The sequence below is a fragment of the Pseudobacillus sp. 179-B 2D1 NHS genome, assembly GCF_045370945.1.
In the GTDB taxonomy this organism is placed as follows: Bacteria; Bacillota; Bacilli; order Bacillales; family Domibacillaceae; genus Pseudobacillus.
The window spans coordinates 378035-393316 of record NZ_JBIQDP010000001.1 but is presented as its reverse complement, the minus strand read 5'-3'; the positions used below and the strand labels follow the sequence as shown (position 1 = coordinate 393316).

The window sequence follows — 15282 nt, the reverse complement described above, 5'->3', positions numbered from 1 at the left end:
CTTTTCTATTAAAGGGGGAATGTGTAAATGAGTGATTTACTTACAGTAAAAAATTTATCCACTCAATTTCAAACAGAACGGGGAATTGCTCATGCGGTTCGCTTTGTGAATTTCTCCATCAAATCAGGAGAGACAATGGGAATTGTAGGCGAAAGCGGCAGTGGCAAAAGTGTGACAGCTAAATCGATCATGAGGCTTGTTGAAGGCCAAAACGGAAAAGTTGTATCTGGGGAAATGATTTTTGAAAATATTGATCTAGCGAAACAAACGGAAAAACAAATGCAGAAAATCAGAGGCAATTCAGTGGCGATGATCTTCCAGGACCCAATGACCTCTTTGAACCCTTTAATTAAAGTGGGCGCCCAGATTGCAGAGGTGCTTCGTTTTCATAAAGGAATGGCCAGGCAGCAAGCGAAACAAGAAGCAATAAGGCTCATGACTCAGCTTTCCATCCCTTCACCGGAAAAGCGTTATCATCAGTATCCGCACGAGTTTAGCGGGGGAATGCTGCAACGGCTAATGATTGCCATTTCATTGGCATGCAAGCCGAAATTGCTTATTGCCGATGAGCCAACAACCGCGTTAGATGTAACAATACAAGCGCAAATTCTAAGGCTAATGAAAGAGCTTCAGAAGCAATACGGAATGGCCATTCTGATGATCACTCATGATTTAGGCGTTGTAGCCGAAATTTGTGACAAAGTATCGGTTATGTATGCAGGTGAAATTGTTGAAAGCACAAGTGTGGAAAATATTTTTGAGAAACCGCTGCATCCTTATACAAAAGCGTTAATGGATTCAAGACCGAAGCTTGGTCATAGGGAGAAAACACTTAAATCCATCGAAGGCTCACCGCCTGATCTGGCAAAGGAGATTAATGGATGTCCTTTTGCTCCCCGCTGTGCTGTCAAAACAGAAATATGTGTGACAGAAAAACCTGCATTGAAACAACTCGCTCCTTCTCATTGGGCAGCATGTCATATGGCCGAAGTGGCAGTAAAGGAAGGAGGTGAGCGTCTTGACAGCCTTGCTACAAGTTGAAGGGTTAAAAAAATATTTTCCCGCTGGAAAAACGAATTTCCTTGGGAAGCATACACAGCTGCTAAAAGCCGTGGATAATCTTTCTTTCACTATCCGGGAAGGTGAGATATTTGGACTTGTCGGTGAGAGCGGATGCGGCAAGTCAACAACGGGCAGGTGTATTTTAAAGATTGAAGAGGCAACCGGCGGCAGTGTCTATTTTATGGGGAAAAATATTACTAGCCTTAAAGGGAAAGAGCTTTTACAGATAAGACGAGAAATGCAAATGATTTTTCAGAATCCCTATTCTTCTTTGAACCCAAGACTGACAATCCGTCAGACGTTGCAGGAAGTGTTAAAGGTACACCGGATAGCAACAGGAGATCAAGCAAAAGACAGGATCGTAGAGCTGCTAGAACAGGTCGGACTACCGACGGATGCGATGGACCGTTATCCGCATGAATTCAGCGGCGGACAACTGCAGCGCATTGTGGTGGCAAGAGCATTGGCTGTAAATCCTAAGTTTATTTTTGCGGATGAACCGGTTTCTGCCCTGGATGTTTCCGTGCAAGCTCAGATTTTGAATTTGCTGGCGTCACTGCGTGAAAAGCTAGGCTTGACGATACTTTTTGTGGCCCATGATTTAAGCGTTGTGGAGCATATCAGTGATCGGGTCGGAGTGATGTATCTGGGACAGATGGTGGAAATGGCCCAGGTGGAAGACTTATATGAAGAGCCGCTACATCCTTATACGAAAGCCTTAATACACTCAATTCCCATCAATAACCCGAAAGAAAAGAAAGAAAGAATTACATTGGAAGGAGATATTCCAAGCCCTATTGATCCACCAACGGGCTGCCGCTTCGCTTCCAGATGTCCTCAATGCTTTGCTCGCTGTACAGAAGCAGCGCCGATTTTTAAAGAAGTACAGCCGGGACATTTCGTAGCGTGTCATTTATATGCTAGTAACGAGAAATAGACTGGAACTTCCGTCTGGCCGGGAGATCGAGGTAAGTAGCTGATGTAGTTGAATTGTTGGCGCTAGATAGACTGCCGAGATTTTCGAGTAATGAGAAGGATGAAAAAGCTGTCTAATTTTACAAAAAAAGCAAACGGGGGAGAGGGAATGAGCTCACTAAAAGACCTTCTAGTGGAATTTGATGCCATTCATGGTGTATCAGGGGATGAAGAACGTGTTGCACAAGCTCTACAGGCTCATTTAAAGCCGGTGACAGACGAACACTTTGAAGATGCACTTGGAAATCAGGTATTTATCAAAAAGGGAAGCAACCCAGATTTTAAGGTTATGCTTGCGGCACATATGGATGAAATCGGCTATATTGTTCATAACATTGATAGTCAAGGTTTCGTTTATATTTTACCAGTCGGTTATCACGACAACCGAACAGCATTCAACCAAGTGCTAACGATTTATACAGAAAAGGGCCCTGTAACAGGAATAACCGGGGGAAAGCCTGCACACATTGTGACACCAGAAGAGGCAAAACTCGCCATTCCTATTGAGGAGTTATATATTGACGTTGGAACGACAAGTAAAGAAGAAACGTTAGCGCTCGGCGTGCAGATCGGTGATTATCTGACATTTCAAAGAACGGGACAATTTCTAAATGACGGTAAGATTTTCACGGGAAAGGCTGTTGATAATCGTGCAGCCTGCGCAGTGATGGTGGAAGCAATGAAACGACTGGCAGACAAAAATATCGTTCCCACCGTTTATGGAGTGGGGACTGTGCAGGAAGAAATGGGCATCCGTGGTTCCGTCCCGATCTCGAACCGGATCCAACCTGATATCGGTCTTGCCCTTGATGTCTGCCTTTCCGGAGGAACACCTGCTTTAACTGAAAAAGACGTTGCAGTTACGCTTGGTGGCGGTCCCGCGCTTATGCTATATGACTGGACACCGAGTACCGGACACGGAAATAATGTCCCAAAGAAACTAACTCGCAAATTAATTCAAGCGGCAGAAAAAAACAATATCCCTTATCAGCGGGAAGTTGTTCTGAATGGCGGAACAGATGCCTGGGCCATGAGCGTAGCAGGCAACGGAGCTTTAGCTAGCTGCATTTCTTTTCCATCCCGTAATATCCACTCAGCAACTGGTTGTGTACATATAGATGATTTGGAATATTCTGTACAGTTGATTGTAGCATTTATTGAAGCCTTGCAGGAAAAAATATAAAAAGATAGGGGGCTATTCCATGAGTCAGGATAACCGACTTATGGAACAGCCCCTATTAGTAGGTTTTTAAAAAACAAAAGAGGTTTCCATAGGAATCAAGTCCATATCATGGGCTCATTTTCTTTCATTTATATAACTAATTTAAATAATAGTTTTGCAGTAACTATTCAATGGATCATTTTATTCAACGATTCTATCTGCTAATCGTTTCTCTTTCCAAGACACTGTGATAAATAGTGCAACCGCTAGAATAATGGCTGAAAAGATGTAAGGGAAATGGATGTTGAAATCAAACAGAATCCCTCCTATTGTAGGCCCTACAATATTTCCTAAGCTTGTATAAGTGGAGTTCATTCCTGCTACAAAACCTTGTTCATTTCCCGCAGTCCTTGAAAGAAAAGTGGTGAGCGCCGGCCGGAGCAGGTCAAAGGCTAAAAAGATAATACAAGTGACCATCAAAACAAGCCAGAAGTTAGTGACGACAGTTGAAGCAATAGCAAAAATGGCTCCAGTTATGAGGCATAATTGAATAAGCTTTTTTTCACCTAATACATGAATCATTTTTCCGAATAAAAAGACTTGGAAAATCATGCCGAATATCGAACTGATAGTAATAATATAAGCAATGTCCTTAGGGGTAAAACCAAATTTGTGATCAGAAAACAAACTAAAAACTGTTTCGTAAACTGATAACCCAAATGCCAGGACAAATACAATGATAAATGCCACAAAGTAAAGAGGATTTAATGACTTCTTTAACTCTTTTACAAAACTTGCTTTCTTGTTTTTAGAGGAAATAGCGGATAATTGTTCTTTTGTCAATGGCTCCTTAAGAATAAATAAGGAAGAAATAGCAGCAAGAAAAGCGATTGCTGCGGCACAAAAGAAAGGAACTCGAATGCCATATTCAGCTATAAACCCTCCAATGCCAGGGCCGATGATGAAACCGGTACTGATAGCCGCTGATAAATAACCTAATGCTTTAGGGCGTTCCTCTAAAGAGGTAATGTCTGCAATATAGGCTGTCACTCCCGGCATAATAAATGCTGCGCTGATTCCTCCTAGTATTCTTGAAAGATATAGGACTAAAACGTGCTTTCCTAATCCAAAAAGCAGCTCAGAAAGACAAAAGATAAACAATCCAATAATGATGATTTTTTTTCTGCCGAACTGATCTACCCATCTTCCGGCCACCGGGGACATTAATAATTGAGAAAAGGAGAAAGCGGCAACCATGTAGCCCATTGTGGCACCAGACAAATTCATTTCATTCATAAAGGAAGGCATAATGGGAATAATTAAACCAACCCCTAAAAAAGCAACAAAAATATTGCTTAATAATATAAGAAGTACTATTTTTTGATTACGAATCATAAGTGAGTATGCACACCTCTGCTTTCACGGGAAAATTTTCTCACAAACTTTTATTGATTCTATCGCTCCAACGAGATCCCTCTCCAAAACACTTTCCATGAAGCTTCCAACCTGTCTTCAACTTTTTTTAAGCTATTCGTATAAACAAGCTCCACCATAATCGCATCGATGATACCTATATAAGCAATCGTTGGTATCTGGGGGTCTGTTCCATAAATAACTTTTGCTTCAATCCATTCACTAAATTTCTTTTCAAGAGACTCTTTTACTTGCTGTTCAATATCTATAATGTTCTTCTCTATTTCTTTCAATAAGTGATCCGGGGGAAAGAAGGACATTCGAAGCCAAAATTTCATATATTCATCCTTCTGAAATAACTGTGTAACCATAATTAAAAAACCGTACAGATCCTTCTCCGGGTGATTGACCGCTTTTTCATTAAAGTATTGCAACTTTGAAGATAATTCTACTTCTTTTGCATCTTGAAGTAATTGTAAAAATAAATCGTCTTTACTCTTAAAATGAGCATAAATCGATTGTTTCTTTATCCCTGCTTCCTCAGCAATTTGCGATAGGGAAGCTCCCTCATAGCCATGGAGGGTAAAATACTTGAGTGCTGCTCCTTTGATTTTATTGCTTCTCACACACCATCACCTCTTTTTTAACGAACGTTCGTAAGTTAATTTACCAGAGAATGGACCGGCAAGCAAGCTAATTCTTTCATATACAAAATAAATGAAAGACAGCCTTTATTTTAATTGCAGAATGAAAGCAGCCTCTTTTTTAGGTGAATGGCCGTAATGGCAGAAAAATTTGATATAGTTGCTCGAAGGATTCCAGATTCAAAATAATACCAAAATGATAAAGGGAGGATGTATGAAGGGAGAACTTTTCTGCAAGCTGTCTCTGTCTTTTTTGAGTGTGTTAGTCTCTTCAACGCTTATCGCCTGCTCCAATGATGAATCTTCTATAAAAACTCAAGAGGAAAAACGCAAGGCACAAGAAACAGAGTCTTTTACACAAGCTAAGCTCTATCTTGTTAAAAAAGATGGAAGGTATGGCTTTATAAATCAGAAGGGACAATTGATGATTCCTTATCTGTATAAGTCAGCACAAAACTTTTCAGAAGGATTAGCGATGGTAAGCAAGGATGGAAAACATTATGGATATATAGATACAAGTGGTAAGGTGAAAATCCCTTTATACCTTCAAAACTGTGAAGGAGAGCTGCCATTATACGGCGGTTCAAATGATCAGCTGGATTTCAATATGGGAAAAGTCACCTATTATGATAAAAAGGCAGACAGCACGGGTATCTTAACTAACAAAGGACAAAATCTTCATTCTCCAAAATATAACTATGATTTTATAGAGGAAGGATATATATTTGCGACTGACAAGAAAACAAATCAACAAGTCGTCTTAGATAAAAACGGCAAAAAGGTGTTTACACCTAAGAGAGGCGAGGTCGTTAGGGATATTTATAAGGATTATTTTGCCGTTACCACTGTTAAAGAAGACGATGAACAGGAAGAGTTTGAGATAGTCGATTTAGTAGATAACCATAATAAGGTTATCGTCGACGCTACAGAAAAAAAGATTATACAATGGAAATATGGGAACGAAGGACTGATTCCGTACTATACTGATGACTTTTTTGAAGGCGAGGGATATGTAAATGACAATGGAGAAATTGTCATCAAAGCCCGGTTTGACAGTGCCAGCCCATTTTCAGAAGGGATGGCGGTTGTTGGATTAACACCAGAACAAGCAGAAGATCCCTACGTTAGGAGCGGTTATATTAATCAGACTGGAGAAATAGTTATTCCCGTCATTTATGATACAGCTACAGATTTTAATGAGGGAGTAGCTTTAGTATCCAAAGACAACAAATATTTTTTCATTAATAAAACAGGAAAGAAACTATTCAATCAATCATTTAGCGATGCGCGTAATTTTCAAAGTGGGTTGGCTCTCGTGAAGAAGGGAAACAAGCTGCAATATATAAATAAAAAAGGAAAAGTAGTTTGGGGAAATGTGATAACGAATGACAAGGATTTATTCGCAGATTTTATCAATGATGCGTTTTGAAGCATCTGGAAGAACGGCACCCTTTCAATGAAAAAAGTTTGAAAGAGCTACGGGACAATAAAGTAATTTAAAAAGCCAAACAAGCATAACCCCGTCCTGGATTTAGGACGGGGCAAAAATGTACTTGGTTAATTTTGGTGCAAGATACTTCGTTACACTAATAAAGTCATTTGAAAATCTAAGGCTGATTATGCTAATCCAAGTAATTAAAAATCGGTGTGGAAAACGGATTCTAATTGATTTTCTTGTATTTTGGCAGGCAGCCTTCTCATGATTGCATTACGAATCTTAATTTGAAAGGGATTGTCTAATTGCGCTACTTTTCCAATGCGCCATGAAAGATTGATAACCTTTTTTGTCTTTGGCATTCTTAAATTTTCAAATTCAAGAAATGCTTCTTCCCTACACTTCTTATACTTTAAAATTTTGCTTAGTATGATTGCATCTTCAATGGCTTGACCTGCTCCTTGACCAATATTAGGAGTAGTGGCGTGAGCTGCATCACCAATCAGCAGAATTTTATCCAAAGCAAAGCGATTGGTAGGCTTGAGATCAATGATGTCATTCCATATGAGTTTTTCGTCTCCTGTCCATTTGATTAACTCAGGTACAGGGAAATGATAATCTTGAAAGGCATGAGACAATTCATTCGTTGTAAAAGCTGACATGTCTTTGCTTTGAAAAGGTGCGTTGATACATGCAAACCAGTATATCTGATTATTTGTCAGAGGGGCCATGCCGAACCGTCCTTTCGACCCCCATGTTTCGGTAAATTCCCCGGGTATGACAAATTCTTTTGGAGGCTTCACCACAGCACGCCAACAAGTATAACCTGAATAACGCGGATTTATGGTTGAAAGGGATTTTTTCCGTACGACGGAATGGATCCCATCCGCTGCTATAAGTGCATCACCTTCTATGGCATTTCCATCTTCTAGACGCACTGTAACTCCCGTTTCATTTTAATATCCTCCGTTGTCCACTTTTTCTTGTTTTATTGGATAGTGATCTTCAAAAAAATGATTGCACGGAACAATTTTATTATCTACGACAGTATTAATATGTTTATGTCGCAGTTCGTTGGAAATGAGAAGGTGACTAGTGATATTTACATAATAAAATATAGAACATTATCAAACTTGTGATACGGAATATAGAGAAGAAGAGCTACAAAAACAAGCATAACGATAGCTAAAACAAGGCTACAAAAAGCTAAAAGTTTCTTCTCAGATCTTTTAAACAAAGAGGTCATACTTAAGATAAGTACTGTCGGAATACCAACATAAAAGGCGATCATTAAGTCAAATGCTAGTGGAGAACGAGCATGGATGACTGGTGAAGCAGCTAATAATATACCTAAGGTCAACGAAGTATAACTAAGCCAGGAATATCTTTTATTGTTTTTCATAACTTGCCTCATCTTTCACTTATAAAAACATTAATTACACATTTTAACTCATTTAGAATTAATATACAAACGAGGTTCGTGTGGCTGTCGTTTATTCAGTTGGGGGTATGGCTACATACTGGATTTGGTTCAGGAAAAATTGGAAGGAAGAAAAAAACAGCAAAGCTCCCGGCCTTTTAAAAAGTGTTGGCAATTTGGTGAAAGAGCCTAACCTTAAAAATACAGCAGAAATCGACTTAATTGAAAATGCAGATTGTGTAGTTATCGATGGACCATTGACGAAAGTGACGCCTAAATAATGTGAAGATGACACAATTATTTGGAAGGGTGGTAAGGTGCTTAACGTGATAAGAAGTCAGCAGGTTCGGATGTCTGGATAGGATGTTATTTAAACAGAAGTATAGGGAAGAGGGTGAGGCCCTCTTCAAGACGCTGTAAACCTAATGAAATACATCATTTTTGTTATCAATATATAGTGATCCATCTTTTTGAACTTCAGCATAGAAGACATCGGAAATAGAATTGATACCAGCTGATTGTAGTTGTTGATCTAACCACTCCTCGTTAAGATTTAACTTTTCTAAATTCTTTTTATCAATTTCGCCATCAGAAATCACAGACATAGGAAGAGGGAAAAAATCGGTATTAGTTTTTGGGGTGTTCATGCCGCTCTCAATCAAAGTCTGCTTTGGTTCCTTTTTTATTACGGAGAGAGTGCCATCTGTTTCAAAAATTGCGTAATCAACATCAGAGGTGGAAAATACGTTCTTCTTTCGTAATAAAGTGTTTAAAGAATCTATATCTAGCCGCGCCTTGCGGAGAGTATTTTCCATAATTTTTCCTTTTCTAATAAGAATGATTGGTTGTCCTACAATAGCATAACGTGCATTTTTAGATTTTATATCTAGAAATCCGAGAAAGATGGTGAAAGCGCTCCAGCCTAACAAAGAGATCAGTCCGTTACGAATACTTAGTGAGTTATCAATAGCAAGAGAAGCCCCTATAGTACCGATTGAAATAGCAGATACAAAGTTAAAAAAGGTCATTTGGGAAATTTCTTTTCTTCCAATAAGCCTTGTTAAAACTAATAAAGTAATAAAAGAAATAGAAAGCCTTAGAACTAGTTCTGGAACCGACATAGTTAAACTCCTTTCATTCATTATGGAAAGTAAATTACTACGTATTGTTCCAAACTTTTAAAATTTGATGTATCTTCTATTGATTTTTTTGAAAAATATAGAAATGATCAGTATGCCGTAGTTCGTTAAAATATAACAGATTAATAAATACCCCAATGGAAAATAAGGGCGCCAAAATATGAAGGCAGCGGGCAGCTGTTCTGTTATTTGGTGCCCTCTTTTACTTTATAGGAGGAAAGGGATATGAATGCATAACAATTAAAATTAAACTAAGGGGCAGTTTAATTGGAGAGGGAATGATAATTTTTAGAGGTTATTTTTGTCTTAATATCGAAACAAGGATTAGGGGAGTAGTCTTTTTATTGGAGGATATGTAATGAACATAAAAACAAAAAGGTTATTAATACGTAAATTTACATTCGATGATTGGCAAGCTGTCTATGAATATACTTCTGAGGTTAATGTAATGAAATACATACCAGAAGGTGTTTTGACTAAAGAAGATGTAAAAGAATTTATAAATAAAAACAAGGATGATGCGGCTGAGAAATTTGCTGTTGTATTAATAGACGAGAATATTGTTATTGGACACATCGTTTTTTTAAAGTATTTTGGTGAGCATACTTATGAGATTGGGTGGGTGTTTAACCCAAAATATCACAATAGAGGATATGCTTCTGAAGCAGCACGAGCGGTTTTAAAATTTGGTTTTGAAAAAATGAAATTACATAGGATTATCGCAACGTGTCAACCAGAGAATATTCCATCATATCGAGTTATGGAGAAGATTGGAATGAGAAGGGAAGGATATTTTAAAAAATGTATCCCAAAGGAAAATGAATGGTGGGATGAGTATTATTACGCTATTCTAGAGGAAGAGTGGAAAATAGATAGTGTAAAGTTGTAAGGAATTGTTTAGCTATTTAAAAAGATGGAATGAAATTGGTTTTTCATTTCATCTTTTATTTTTTTACAGTAAAATAAGAATATTTCGAGAGCTGTTAACTGTAAAAAAGGTAGAAAATTTAATGGGAGGGAAGGCAATGGAGAAATTAGAATATGAATGGGTAAAACAAACAAGAAACATTTTATTAGACCAGTGTAAAGAATTAACGGAAGAAGAGCTTATCAAGGAACTTGACTTTGGTTTTCAAAGTATAAAAGATTCCTTCTTTCATATAGCGGGATGTTATCATGCTTGGTTAGGTTCTTTTGTGCTTTCAGCGACAACTACCCCACTTTACTCAAGAAAAGAAATTAATCAAATGCAACTAGAAGATATTAAACGTTATTTTCAACAAGCGGATGCATATGTAGAACAAGTATTTGAAAAATCTATTGAAGAGTTGAATACAGTTATCGAAAAGAAGCTTCCTTGGAGAACGGAAAGTGGATTTGTGAGAAAAACCCCCCACCAATTATTGGTTCATTCAATTACACACGAATTTCATCACAAAGGGCAAATTGTAGCAATGTTACGTCTGCTTGGCTACGTCCCTCAGAACACGGATATACTGGGATTGCCTGGTTTAGATTAGGGGGCTATGCTGCTTATTTAACTGCTGAAATTAAACCACGTTAATAATCACCTATCAAAACGATAATTAAGCAATTACTGTCTTTTTAAGAACAAAAGCAGATAGCTCTATTGTTTCGATATAAAGAAGGAACGAAATTCAGTTTAACATGAGAAGAACATGATTTGATCAATCTTTTTTTCAAAACATGTTCTTTTTTGTTCATTTATCAAAATTAATAACATTGTTTCAATTAAACTTTATTCGAAAGCTACATCAGACGAGCACCTCAGTTATTTTAATAATTAATATTTTATTAATCCTCTTATTTGATCTGCCTAGACAAGCTTTCCATATTCTTCATAAGCTATAGTATAACACAATGAAGGGAGGAATAAATTTGTCAAATTGTCAAAGACTTGCAGATATTATCGGCGGTGAAGTAATTCAATCGACCCCTGCTTGTGTAATTATGCGTCTGCGAGATATTAGAGCAACTATTTTAGGCCGCAGGACCCTTTCTCCAGTAGCTCTTCCATTTATGTTATCTTTTGAAAATAATGGTCTTAACCTAGGGGAAACTGTGCTCCTCCAAAGAGAAGTTAATCCAATGCTCGATGCATTACGAAGAAGAGGACTGATCGTAACAGCGTTTCATAACCACTGGCTGTTTGAAGAACCACGGCTAATGTATATGCATTGGGAGAATGTTGGAATGGACCCCTTTGAGTTTGCTAGAGAAAGCTTTGAGGCTGCAAAAGAAGCCGGCCTTAAATTTTTTTGATAGTTTATGAGGAGCTGTTTCTTTCGACTTGCGAAACAGATAAAGTAACTTGAATACATTAAGAGCATGTTTTGAAAGAAGATTGTTCAAAACATGCTCTTTTTTTTCACTTATCGAGATGATCAGTAGTAATTTCATTTATTTAAGAAACTTTTATGCTATTCATTCTTTTCTCACATTTAGCTGTTATAAATGATGTTGTATACTCACATTTTTTCACATGATCTATCATAGAATCTTTAACTGTGATTTGTGAATAAAAAGGTCTTCAGAATAAGTGATTTGAAGATAGTTCTGATTGTTATTTAATAAAGAGTGGTGGGATAAAATGTTACCGATAGAAAGGCAACAACAAATTTTAACGTGGTTAGAAAAAGAAGAGACACTGCGCGTTTCAGATATCAGCAAAAGATTAGAAGTGTCCGAAATGACGGTTTACCGAGACTTAAAACCTTTAATTGATCAACAGAAAGTGTTTAAAACATCTAATGGAATTACTCTTATTGCCAACAGCTATGTTTCTTCTAATACTTGTTCTTATTGCTATAAGGATGCAAATACAAGACTATCTGTTCAATTAATTAAAAAGAATCAGCACGTGGAGAAAGCTTGTTGTCCTCATTGTGGACTTCTTCGGTTTCAAGATATAGAAAATGACGTCTCTCAAATTATTTGTCATGATTTTTTAAAAGATACAACGATAAGTGCTAAAACAGCAAGCTTTCTTTTGAATGCAGATATTAATTTGAATTGTTGCCAGCCGCAAGTTATTGCCTTTGAATCTACCAAACAAGCTAAACAGTTCCAATTAGGGTTTGGCGGACAAATATATCGTTTTAGAGAAGCTATTCAAGCTATAACTAGTGAAATGCATGACAAAGGCTGCTGCCATTTAAAACAGTAGAAAAATAGATATTTGATGGGGGTTTAGAGGTGAAAAAAAGCAACTACAATCGTTTATGGAGATGGCACTTTTATGCAGCCTTATTTATCGCACCGCTATTAATCACATTGACCTTAAGCGGTATTGGTTATCTATTTTATACAAATGTGGAAAATAGTGCTTACGACCATCTATTCTTTGGGAAGAGCGATAAAACCGAACAATTATCAATTGATGAAGGCATTGAGAACGCAGTAGAGCAATATAAAGGCTATTCTGTTTCAAAGATTATGGTATTAGAAGAACCGTATACTACACGCTTAACAATGACAAATAAAGCCGGCGACCAAAAATATGTATTTTTAGATGATAATTATCAAATGGTTGGCAGTCAAAACGCGGCGTATACCTATTCAAATGTTATGAGATCAATACATAGTTCGCTTTTTGTAGGTGGAACCATTGTAAATTATTTAGTTGAATTAGCTGCCTGTTGGGCAATCTTCTTAATGTTTTCTGGTATGTACATGACATTTAAGGGACGGGCATTGAAGAAGAAACAGAATCCAACGAAGAGACAAAAAAATAAAAAATGGCATGCGTTCGCAGGAACAATTATTACCATTCCAATGATTGTGATTATTTTTACCGGCTTGCCTTGGTCAGCATTTATGGGGAATTTTATATACTCGGTAGCTCAAGAGTATCCTTCTATCGGGACTCCCATTTTACAACAACAGCCGCCGGCTTCAGATATGAGTGAGATTCCATGGGCTACTCGTAAAAATGAGGCGCCCGCATCAAGTGAACCCCATGCACATCATGATATGGCGAATATGATGGATAGGCCAAATAAAAGCAATATGTTAAGTGTTCAACAATTGATGAATAAGATTGAGGGCTCCCATATTTTAAAACCATATTCAATTGTTTACCCAATGAGTGAAGCCGGGGTATATACAGTATCTAAGGGGAGTAATACTGGTGTAACCGGTTTGGATGTTAGCCCGTATGATGAAATGACAACTTACTTCGATCAATATAGTGGACAATTGATTTCAAAAGTGAGCTATCAGGATTATGGCATTTTAGCCAAATGGTTTACATGGGGGATCCCGCTACATGAAGGTCACTTATTTGGCTGGCCAAATAAACTGATTAACTTAGCTGTTTGTCTAACCTTCCTATTCGTCATTTTTTGGGGAATTAAAACGTGGCTATCTCGCAAAAAAGAGGGGAAACTCTCAGCTCCACCAAAAATATCAAGTGGTCTGTCGATTGGTTTTATCATCTTTATGGTAACTTTAGGTTTGATCATGCCTCTATTTGGTATTTCCTTAATTATCGTAGGTATTATTGAATGGATCATTCACCTTAAGCGGAAAAACATAAGCATTGTAAATTAATTGAATATGTTACGAGCGTGTGTGGATCAGTCTTTTTTTCACTTATCAAAGTTATTAGTCGTAACTGGATCGATCATTATTCCAAAGCGACAAGAGCTCGTATTTTATTCAGACAAAAACTGGACAGAACGGGCACCATCTTAGGCACCTTTTTATTTTCCCGTTGAGGGTAAGACAGGCCATTGAGCTAATGAAAGGTTTATCCCTTGGTATTTTCTCTCCTAACACGATTCCGGATACAACCCACCCGCTTTGTTAGTTTTTTGAATGTACTCAAAGAAAAGAACATGCAAGGCCAATTCGAAATGAATACTTTCCGAAGATTGAAAGCATCATCTGGTATAACGCATTAGAATGTCAGAGAAGCGGCATAAGACTATGGGAGTTGAAAAATTTAAGCGGGGGGCACCTCAAAGGGGGAGCGGGTGCATGATTCTTAATGAACAGCTGGGAGGAAGAGTAGTTGAATATCCTCCTCCACCAGCTGTTAGGTTACCGGTTGCTGATTATCATTGCCGCGGCGTGGCTAACCCTGTATTTGATGATGATTAAAAGCTTTAGGCAAATTGATTATGACGGTCGTTCCTTCACCGAGTTGACTATTAATTTCTATGGTACCGCTATGGTTTTCTATAATTCGTCTACACATCATAAGGCCTAAACCTGTCCCTTTTTCTTTTGTTGTGTAGAAAGGCTCAAATAGTCTTTTCTGTCTCTCTTGTGAAATGCCGCTCCCTTTATCGATAATTTCTATTGAGACACTCTCACCATGCATATTCTTAAGGGAAATAACTATTTCTTGCGTGGCAGGGTCAGTAGTGGCTTCAATCGCGTTTTGTATCAAGTTCATTAGCACCTGTGTTATCTGATTAGGATCGCATTGAATAGTAAATGTCTGATCGAAATGAATGGATTTAATAAGATGTATACCTTTTAAAGTAGCTTGAGGCTTCATAAATTCTACAACATGAGAGACCAAAGCCTTGATGTCCACTTCCCTAATCTTCATGTTTTCTTTCGGTTTAGCTATAAAGATGAATTCGTTTACAATGGCATTAATTCTATTTAATTCTCTAAGAACAATGTCCATATAACTATCTATTGTTTTATCACTTGAAAGTTCCTTAATCATTTGAGCAAAACCGGTTACACACGTTAAAGGATTTCGAATTTCATGGGCAACCCCAGCTGCTAATTCACCAATTAACGAAAGCTTTTCTAGCTCTTGAATCTTGAGGGTGTTCTTTCGGTGCTCTGTAATCTCGATGGCTGTCCCATTTACTTCAATGACTCGTGAATTAATAATTACTGGAGTTAATGAAGTAAGATAATAGAATCCATTGAGGTTTCCTTCATAATTAATAATGCTGCCATTCCAAGCTTTTTCATAATAAAATTGTTTCTCATCTGCATGACTTTCAGGTAAGAAGTCATGCAAGGTTTTACCAACAATTATCGAG

17 protein-coding genes are annotated in these 15282 nt (G+C 37.7%); 11 read left to right on the top strand and 6 right to left on the bottom strand.

The features are described from left to right. Nucleotides 1-27: 27 nt before the first annotated feature. From ACH0BF_RS02030 to ACH0BF_RS02020, 3 genes are all read left to right on the top strand, one after another. Nucleotides 28-1041: an ABC transporter ATP-binding protein gene (locus tag ACH0BF_RS02030; protein ID WP_340854169.1), complete on the top strand. Its 1014-nt coding sequence runs from the start codon at nt 28-30 to the stop codon at nt 1039-1041. After that, nucleotides 1019-1999 (top strand): ABC transporter ATP-binding protein, encoded by a 981-nt coding sequence (locus ACH0BF_RS02025; RefSeq protein WP_406908729.1) that lies wholly within the window; start codon nt 1019-1021, stop codon nt 1997-1999. Before ACH0BF_RS02030 ends, ACH0BF_RS02025 begins: the two co-directional genes overlap by 23 nt. 147 nt (nt 2000-2146) lie before the next feature. Further along, nucleotides 2147-3220 carry a M42 family metallopeptidase gene (locus ACH0BF_RS02020; protein ID WP_406908728.1) on the top strand — a complete coding sequence of 358 codons (1074 nt, stop codon included), beginning with the start codon at nt 2147-2149 and terminating at the stop codon, nt 3218-3220. Between the two features lie 180 nt (nt 3221-3400). Here the strand turns inward: ACH0BF_RS02020 and ACH0BF_RS02015 are convergent, their stop codons facing one another. Both ACH0BF_RS02015 and ACH0BF_RS02010 read right to left on the bottom strand, forming a co-directional pair. Continuing rightward, nucleotides 3401-4594 (bottom strand): MFS transporter, encoded by a 1194-nt coding sequence (locus ACH0BF_RS02015; protein ID WP_406908727.1) that lies wholly within the window; start codon nt 4592-4594, stop codon nt 3401-3403. Between the two features lie 59 nt (nt 4595-4653). After that, nucleotides 4654-5238, bottom strand: coding sequence for a TetR/AcrR family transcriptional regulator (locus ACH0BF_RS02010; protein ID WP_406908725.1), 585 nt, complete (start codon nt 5236-5238; stop codon nt 4654-4656). A gap of 232 nt (nt 5239-5470) precedes the next feature. Between ACH0BF_RS02010 and ACH0BF_RS02005 the strand changes: the two genes are divergently transcribed. After that, on the top strand, nt 5471-6685 hold the full coding sequence (locus ACH0BF_RS02005) for a WG repeat-containing protein (protein WP_406908724.1): 1215 nt from the start codon (nt 5471-5473) through the stop codon (nt 6683-6685). Nucleotides 6686-6891: 206 nt separating this feature from the next. Here ACH0BF_RS02005 and ACH0BF_RS02000 read toward each other — a convergent pair whose 3' ends face one another. After that, complete coding sequence (locus tag ACH0BF_RS02000; RefSeq protein ID WP_406908722.1) at nt 6892-7629, bottom strand: FAD-dependent monooxygenase; 738 nt, start codon at nt 7627-7629, stop codon at nt 6892-6894. A gap of 164 nt (nt 7630-7793) precedes the next feature. Continuing rightward, a complete protein-coding gene (locus tag ACH0BF_RS01995) occupies nt 7794-8093 on the bottom strand; it encodes a hypothetical protein (RefSeq protein WP_120031224.1) in 300 nt (99 codons plus the stop codon). An 80-nt stretch (nt 8094-8173) separates the two neighbouring features. On the opposite strand from ACH0BF_RS01995, the gene ACH0BF_RS01990 reads away from it, so the two are divergent. Further along, entirely contained in the window at nt 8174-8392 is a 219-nt protein-coding gene (locus ACH0BF_RS01990) for a hypothetical protein (protein WP_406908721.1), read from the top strand. A gap of 141 nt (nt 8393-8533) precedes the next feature. On the opposite strand, the gene ACH0BF_RS01985 is transcribed toward ACH0BF_RS01990, so the two are convergent. Continuing rightward, nucleotides 8534-9232: a YetF domain-containing protein gene (locus ACH0BF_RS01985; RefSeq protein ID WP_340854160.1), complete on the bottom strand. Its 699-nt coding sequence runs from the start codon at nt 9230-9232 to the stop codon at nt 8534-8536. A 376-nt stretch (nt 9233-9608) separates the two neighbouring features. Between ACH0BF_RS01985 and ACH0BF_RS01980 the strand changes: the two genes are divergently transcribed. The 6 genes from ACH0BF_RS01980 (at nt 9609) to ACH0BF_RS01955 (ending at nt 14374) form a co-directional block, all read left to right on the top strand. Next, nucleotides 9609-10139 (top strand): GNAT family N-acetyltransferase, encoded by a 531-nt coding sequence (locus ACH0BF_RS01980; protein ID WP_340854159.1) that lies wholly within the window; start codon nt 9609-9611, stop codon nt 10137-10139. Between the two features lie 136 nt (nt 10140-10275). Continuing rightward, nucleotides 10276-10770 (top strand): DinB family protein, encoded by a 495-nt coding sequence (locus ACH0BF_RS01975; RefSeq protein WP_406908720.1) that lies wholly within the window; start codon nt 10276-10278, stop codon nt 10768-10770. Nucleotides 10771-11149: 379 nt separating this feature from the next. Further along, a complete protein-coding gene (locus tag ACH0BF_RS01970) occupies nt 11150-11533 on the top strand; it encodes a DUF1259 domain-containing protein (RefSeq protein WP_340854157.1) in 384 nt (127 codons plus the stop codon). A gap of 328 nt (nt 11534-11861) precedes the next feature. Continuing rightward, a complete protein-coding gene (locus ACH0BF_RS01965) occupies nt 11862-12437 on the top strand; it encodes a DeoR family transcriptional regulator (protein WP_340854156.1) in 576 nt (191 codons plus the stop codon). Between the two features lie 29 nt (nt 12438-12466). Then, the gene (locus ACH0BF_RS01960) at nt 12467-13822 is read left to right on the top strand and encodes a PepSY-associated TM helix domain-containing protein (RefSeq protein ID WP_406908719.1); all 1356 of its coding nucleotides are present in this window, start codon (nt 12467-12469) and stop codon (nt 13820-13822) included. A gap of 429 nt (nt 13823-14251) precedes the next feature. Continuing rightward, on the top strand, nt 14252-14374 hold the full coding sequence (locus ACH0BF_RS01955) for a hypothetical protein (protein ID WP_340854155.1): 123 nt from the start codon (nt 14252-14254) through the stop codon (nt 14372-14374). Here ACH0BF_RS01955 and ACH0BF_RS01950 read toward each other — a convergent pair. Next, nucleotides 14349-15260, bottom strand: coding sequence for an ATP-binding protein (locus tag ACH0BF_RS01950; RefSeq protein ID WP_406908718.1), 912 nt, complete (start codon nt 15258-15260; stop codon nt 14349-14351). The two genes, ACH0BF_RS01955 and ACH0BF_RS01950, sit on opposite strands and share 26 nt — an antisense overlap. Nucleotides 15261-15282: the final 22 nt, after the last annotated feature.

Excerpts from the sequence above, each read along its gene's own strand:
- ACH0BF_RS02030 (WP_340854169.1), top strand. The coding sequence starts at position 28 with ATGAGTGATTTACTTACAGTAAAAAATTTATCCACTCAATTTCAAACA.
- ACH0BF_RS02020 (WP_406908728.1), top strand. The coding sequence starts at position 2,147 with ATGAGCTCACTAAAAGACCTTCTAGTGGAATTTGATGCCATTCATGGT.
- ACH0BF_RS02015 (WP_406908727.1), bottom strand. The coding sequence starts at position 4,594 with ATGATTCGTAATCAAAAAATAGTACTTCTTATATTATTAAGCAATATT.
- ACH0BF_RS02005 (WP_406908724.1), top strand. The coding sequence starts at position 5,471 with ATGAAGGGAGAACTTTTCTGCAAGCTGTCTCTGTCTTTTTTGAGTGTG.
- ACH0BF_RS01995 (WP_120031224.1), bottom strand. The coding sequence starts at position 8,093 with ATGAAAAACAATAAAAGATATTCCTGGCTTAGTTATACTTCGTTGACC.
- ACH0BF_RS01985 (WP_340854160.1), bottom strand. The coding sequence starts at position 9,232 with ATGTCGGTTCCAGAACTAGTTCTAAGGCTTTCTATTTCTTTTATTACT.
- ACH0BF_RS01980 (WP_340854159.1), top strand. The coding sequence starts at position 9,609 with ATGAACATAAAAACAAAAAGGTTATTAATACGTAAATTTACATTCGAT.
- ACH0BF_RS01975 (WP_406908720.1), top strand. The coding sequence starts at position 10,276 with ATGGAGAAATTAGAATATGAATGGGTAAAACAAACAAGAAACATTTTA.
- ACH0BF_RS01965 (WP_340854156.1), top strand. The coding sequence starts at position 11,862 with ATGTTACCGATAGAAAGGCAACAACAAATTTTAACGTGGTTAGAAAAA.
- ACH0BF_RS01955 (WP_340854155.1), top strand. The coding sequence starts at position 14,252 with ATGATTCTTAATGAACAGCTGGGAGGAAGAGTAGTTGAATATCCTCCT.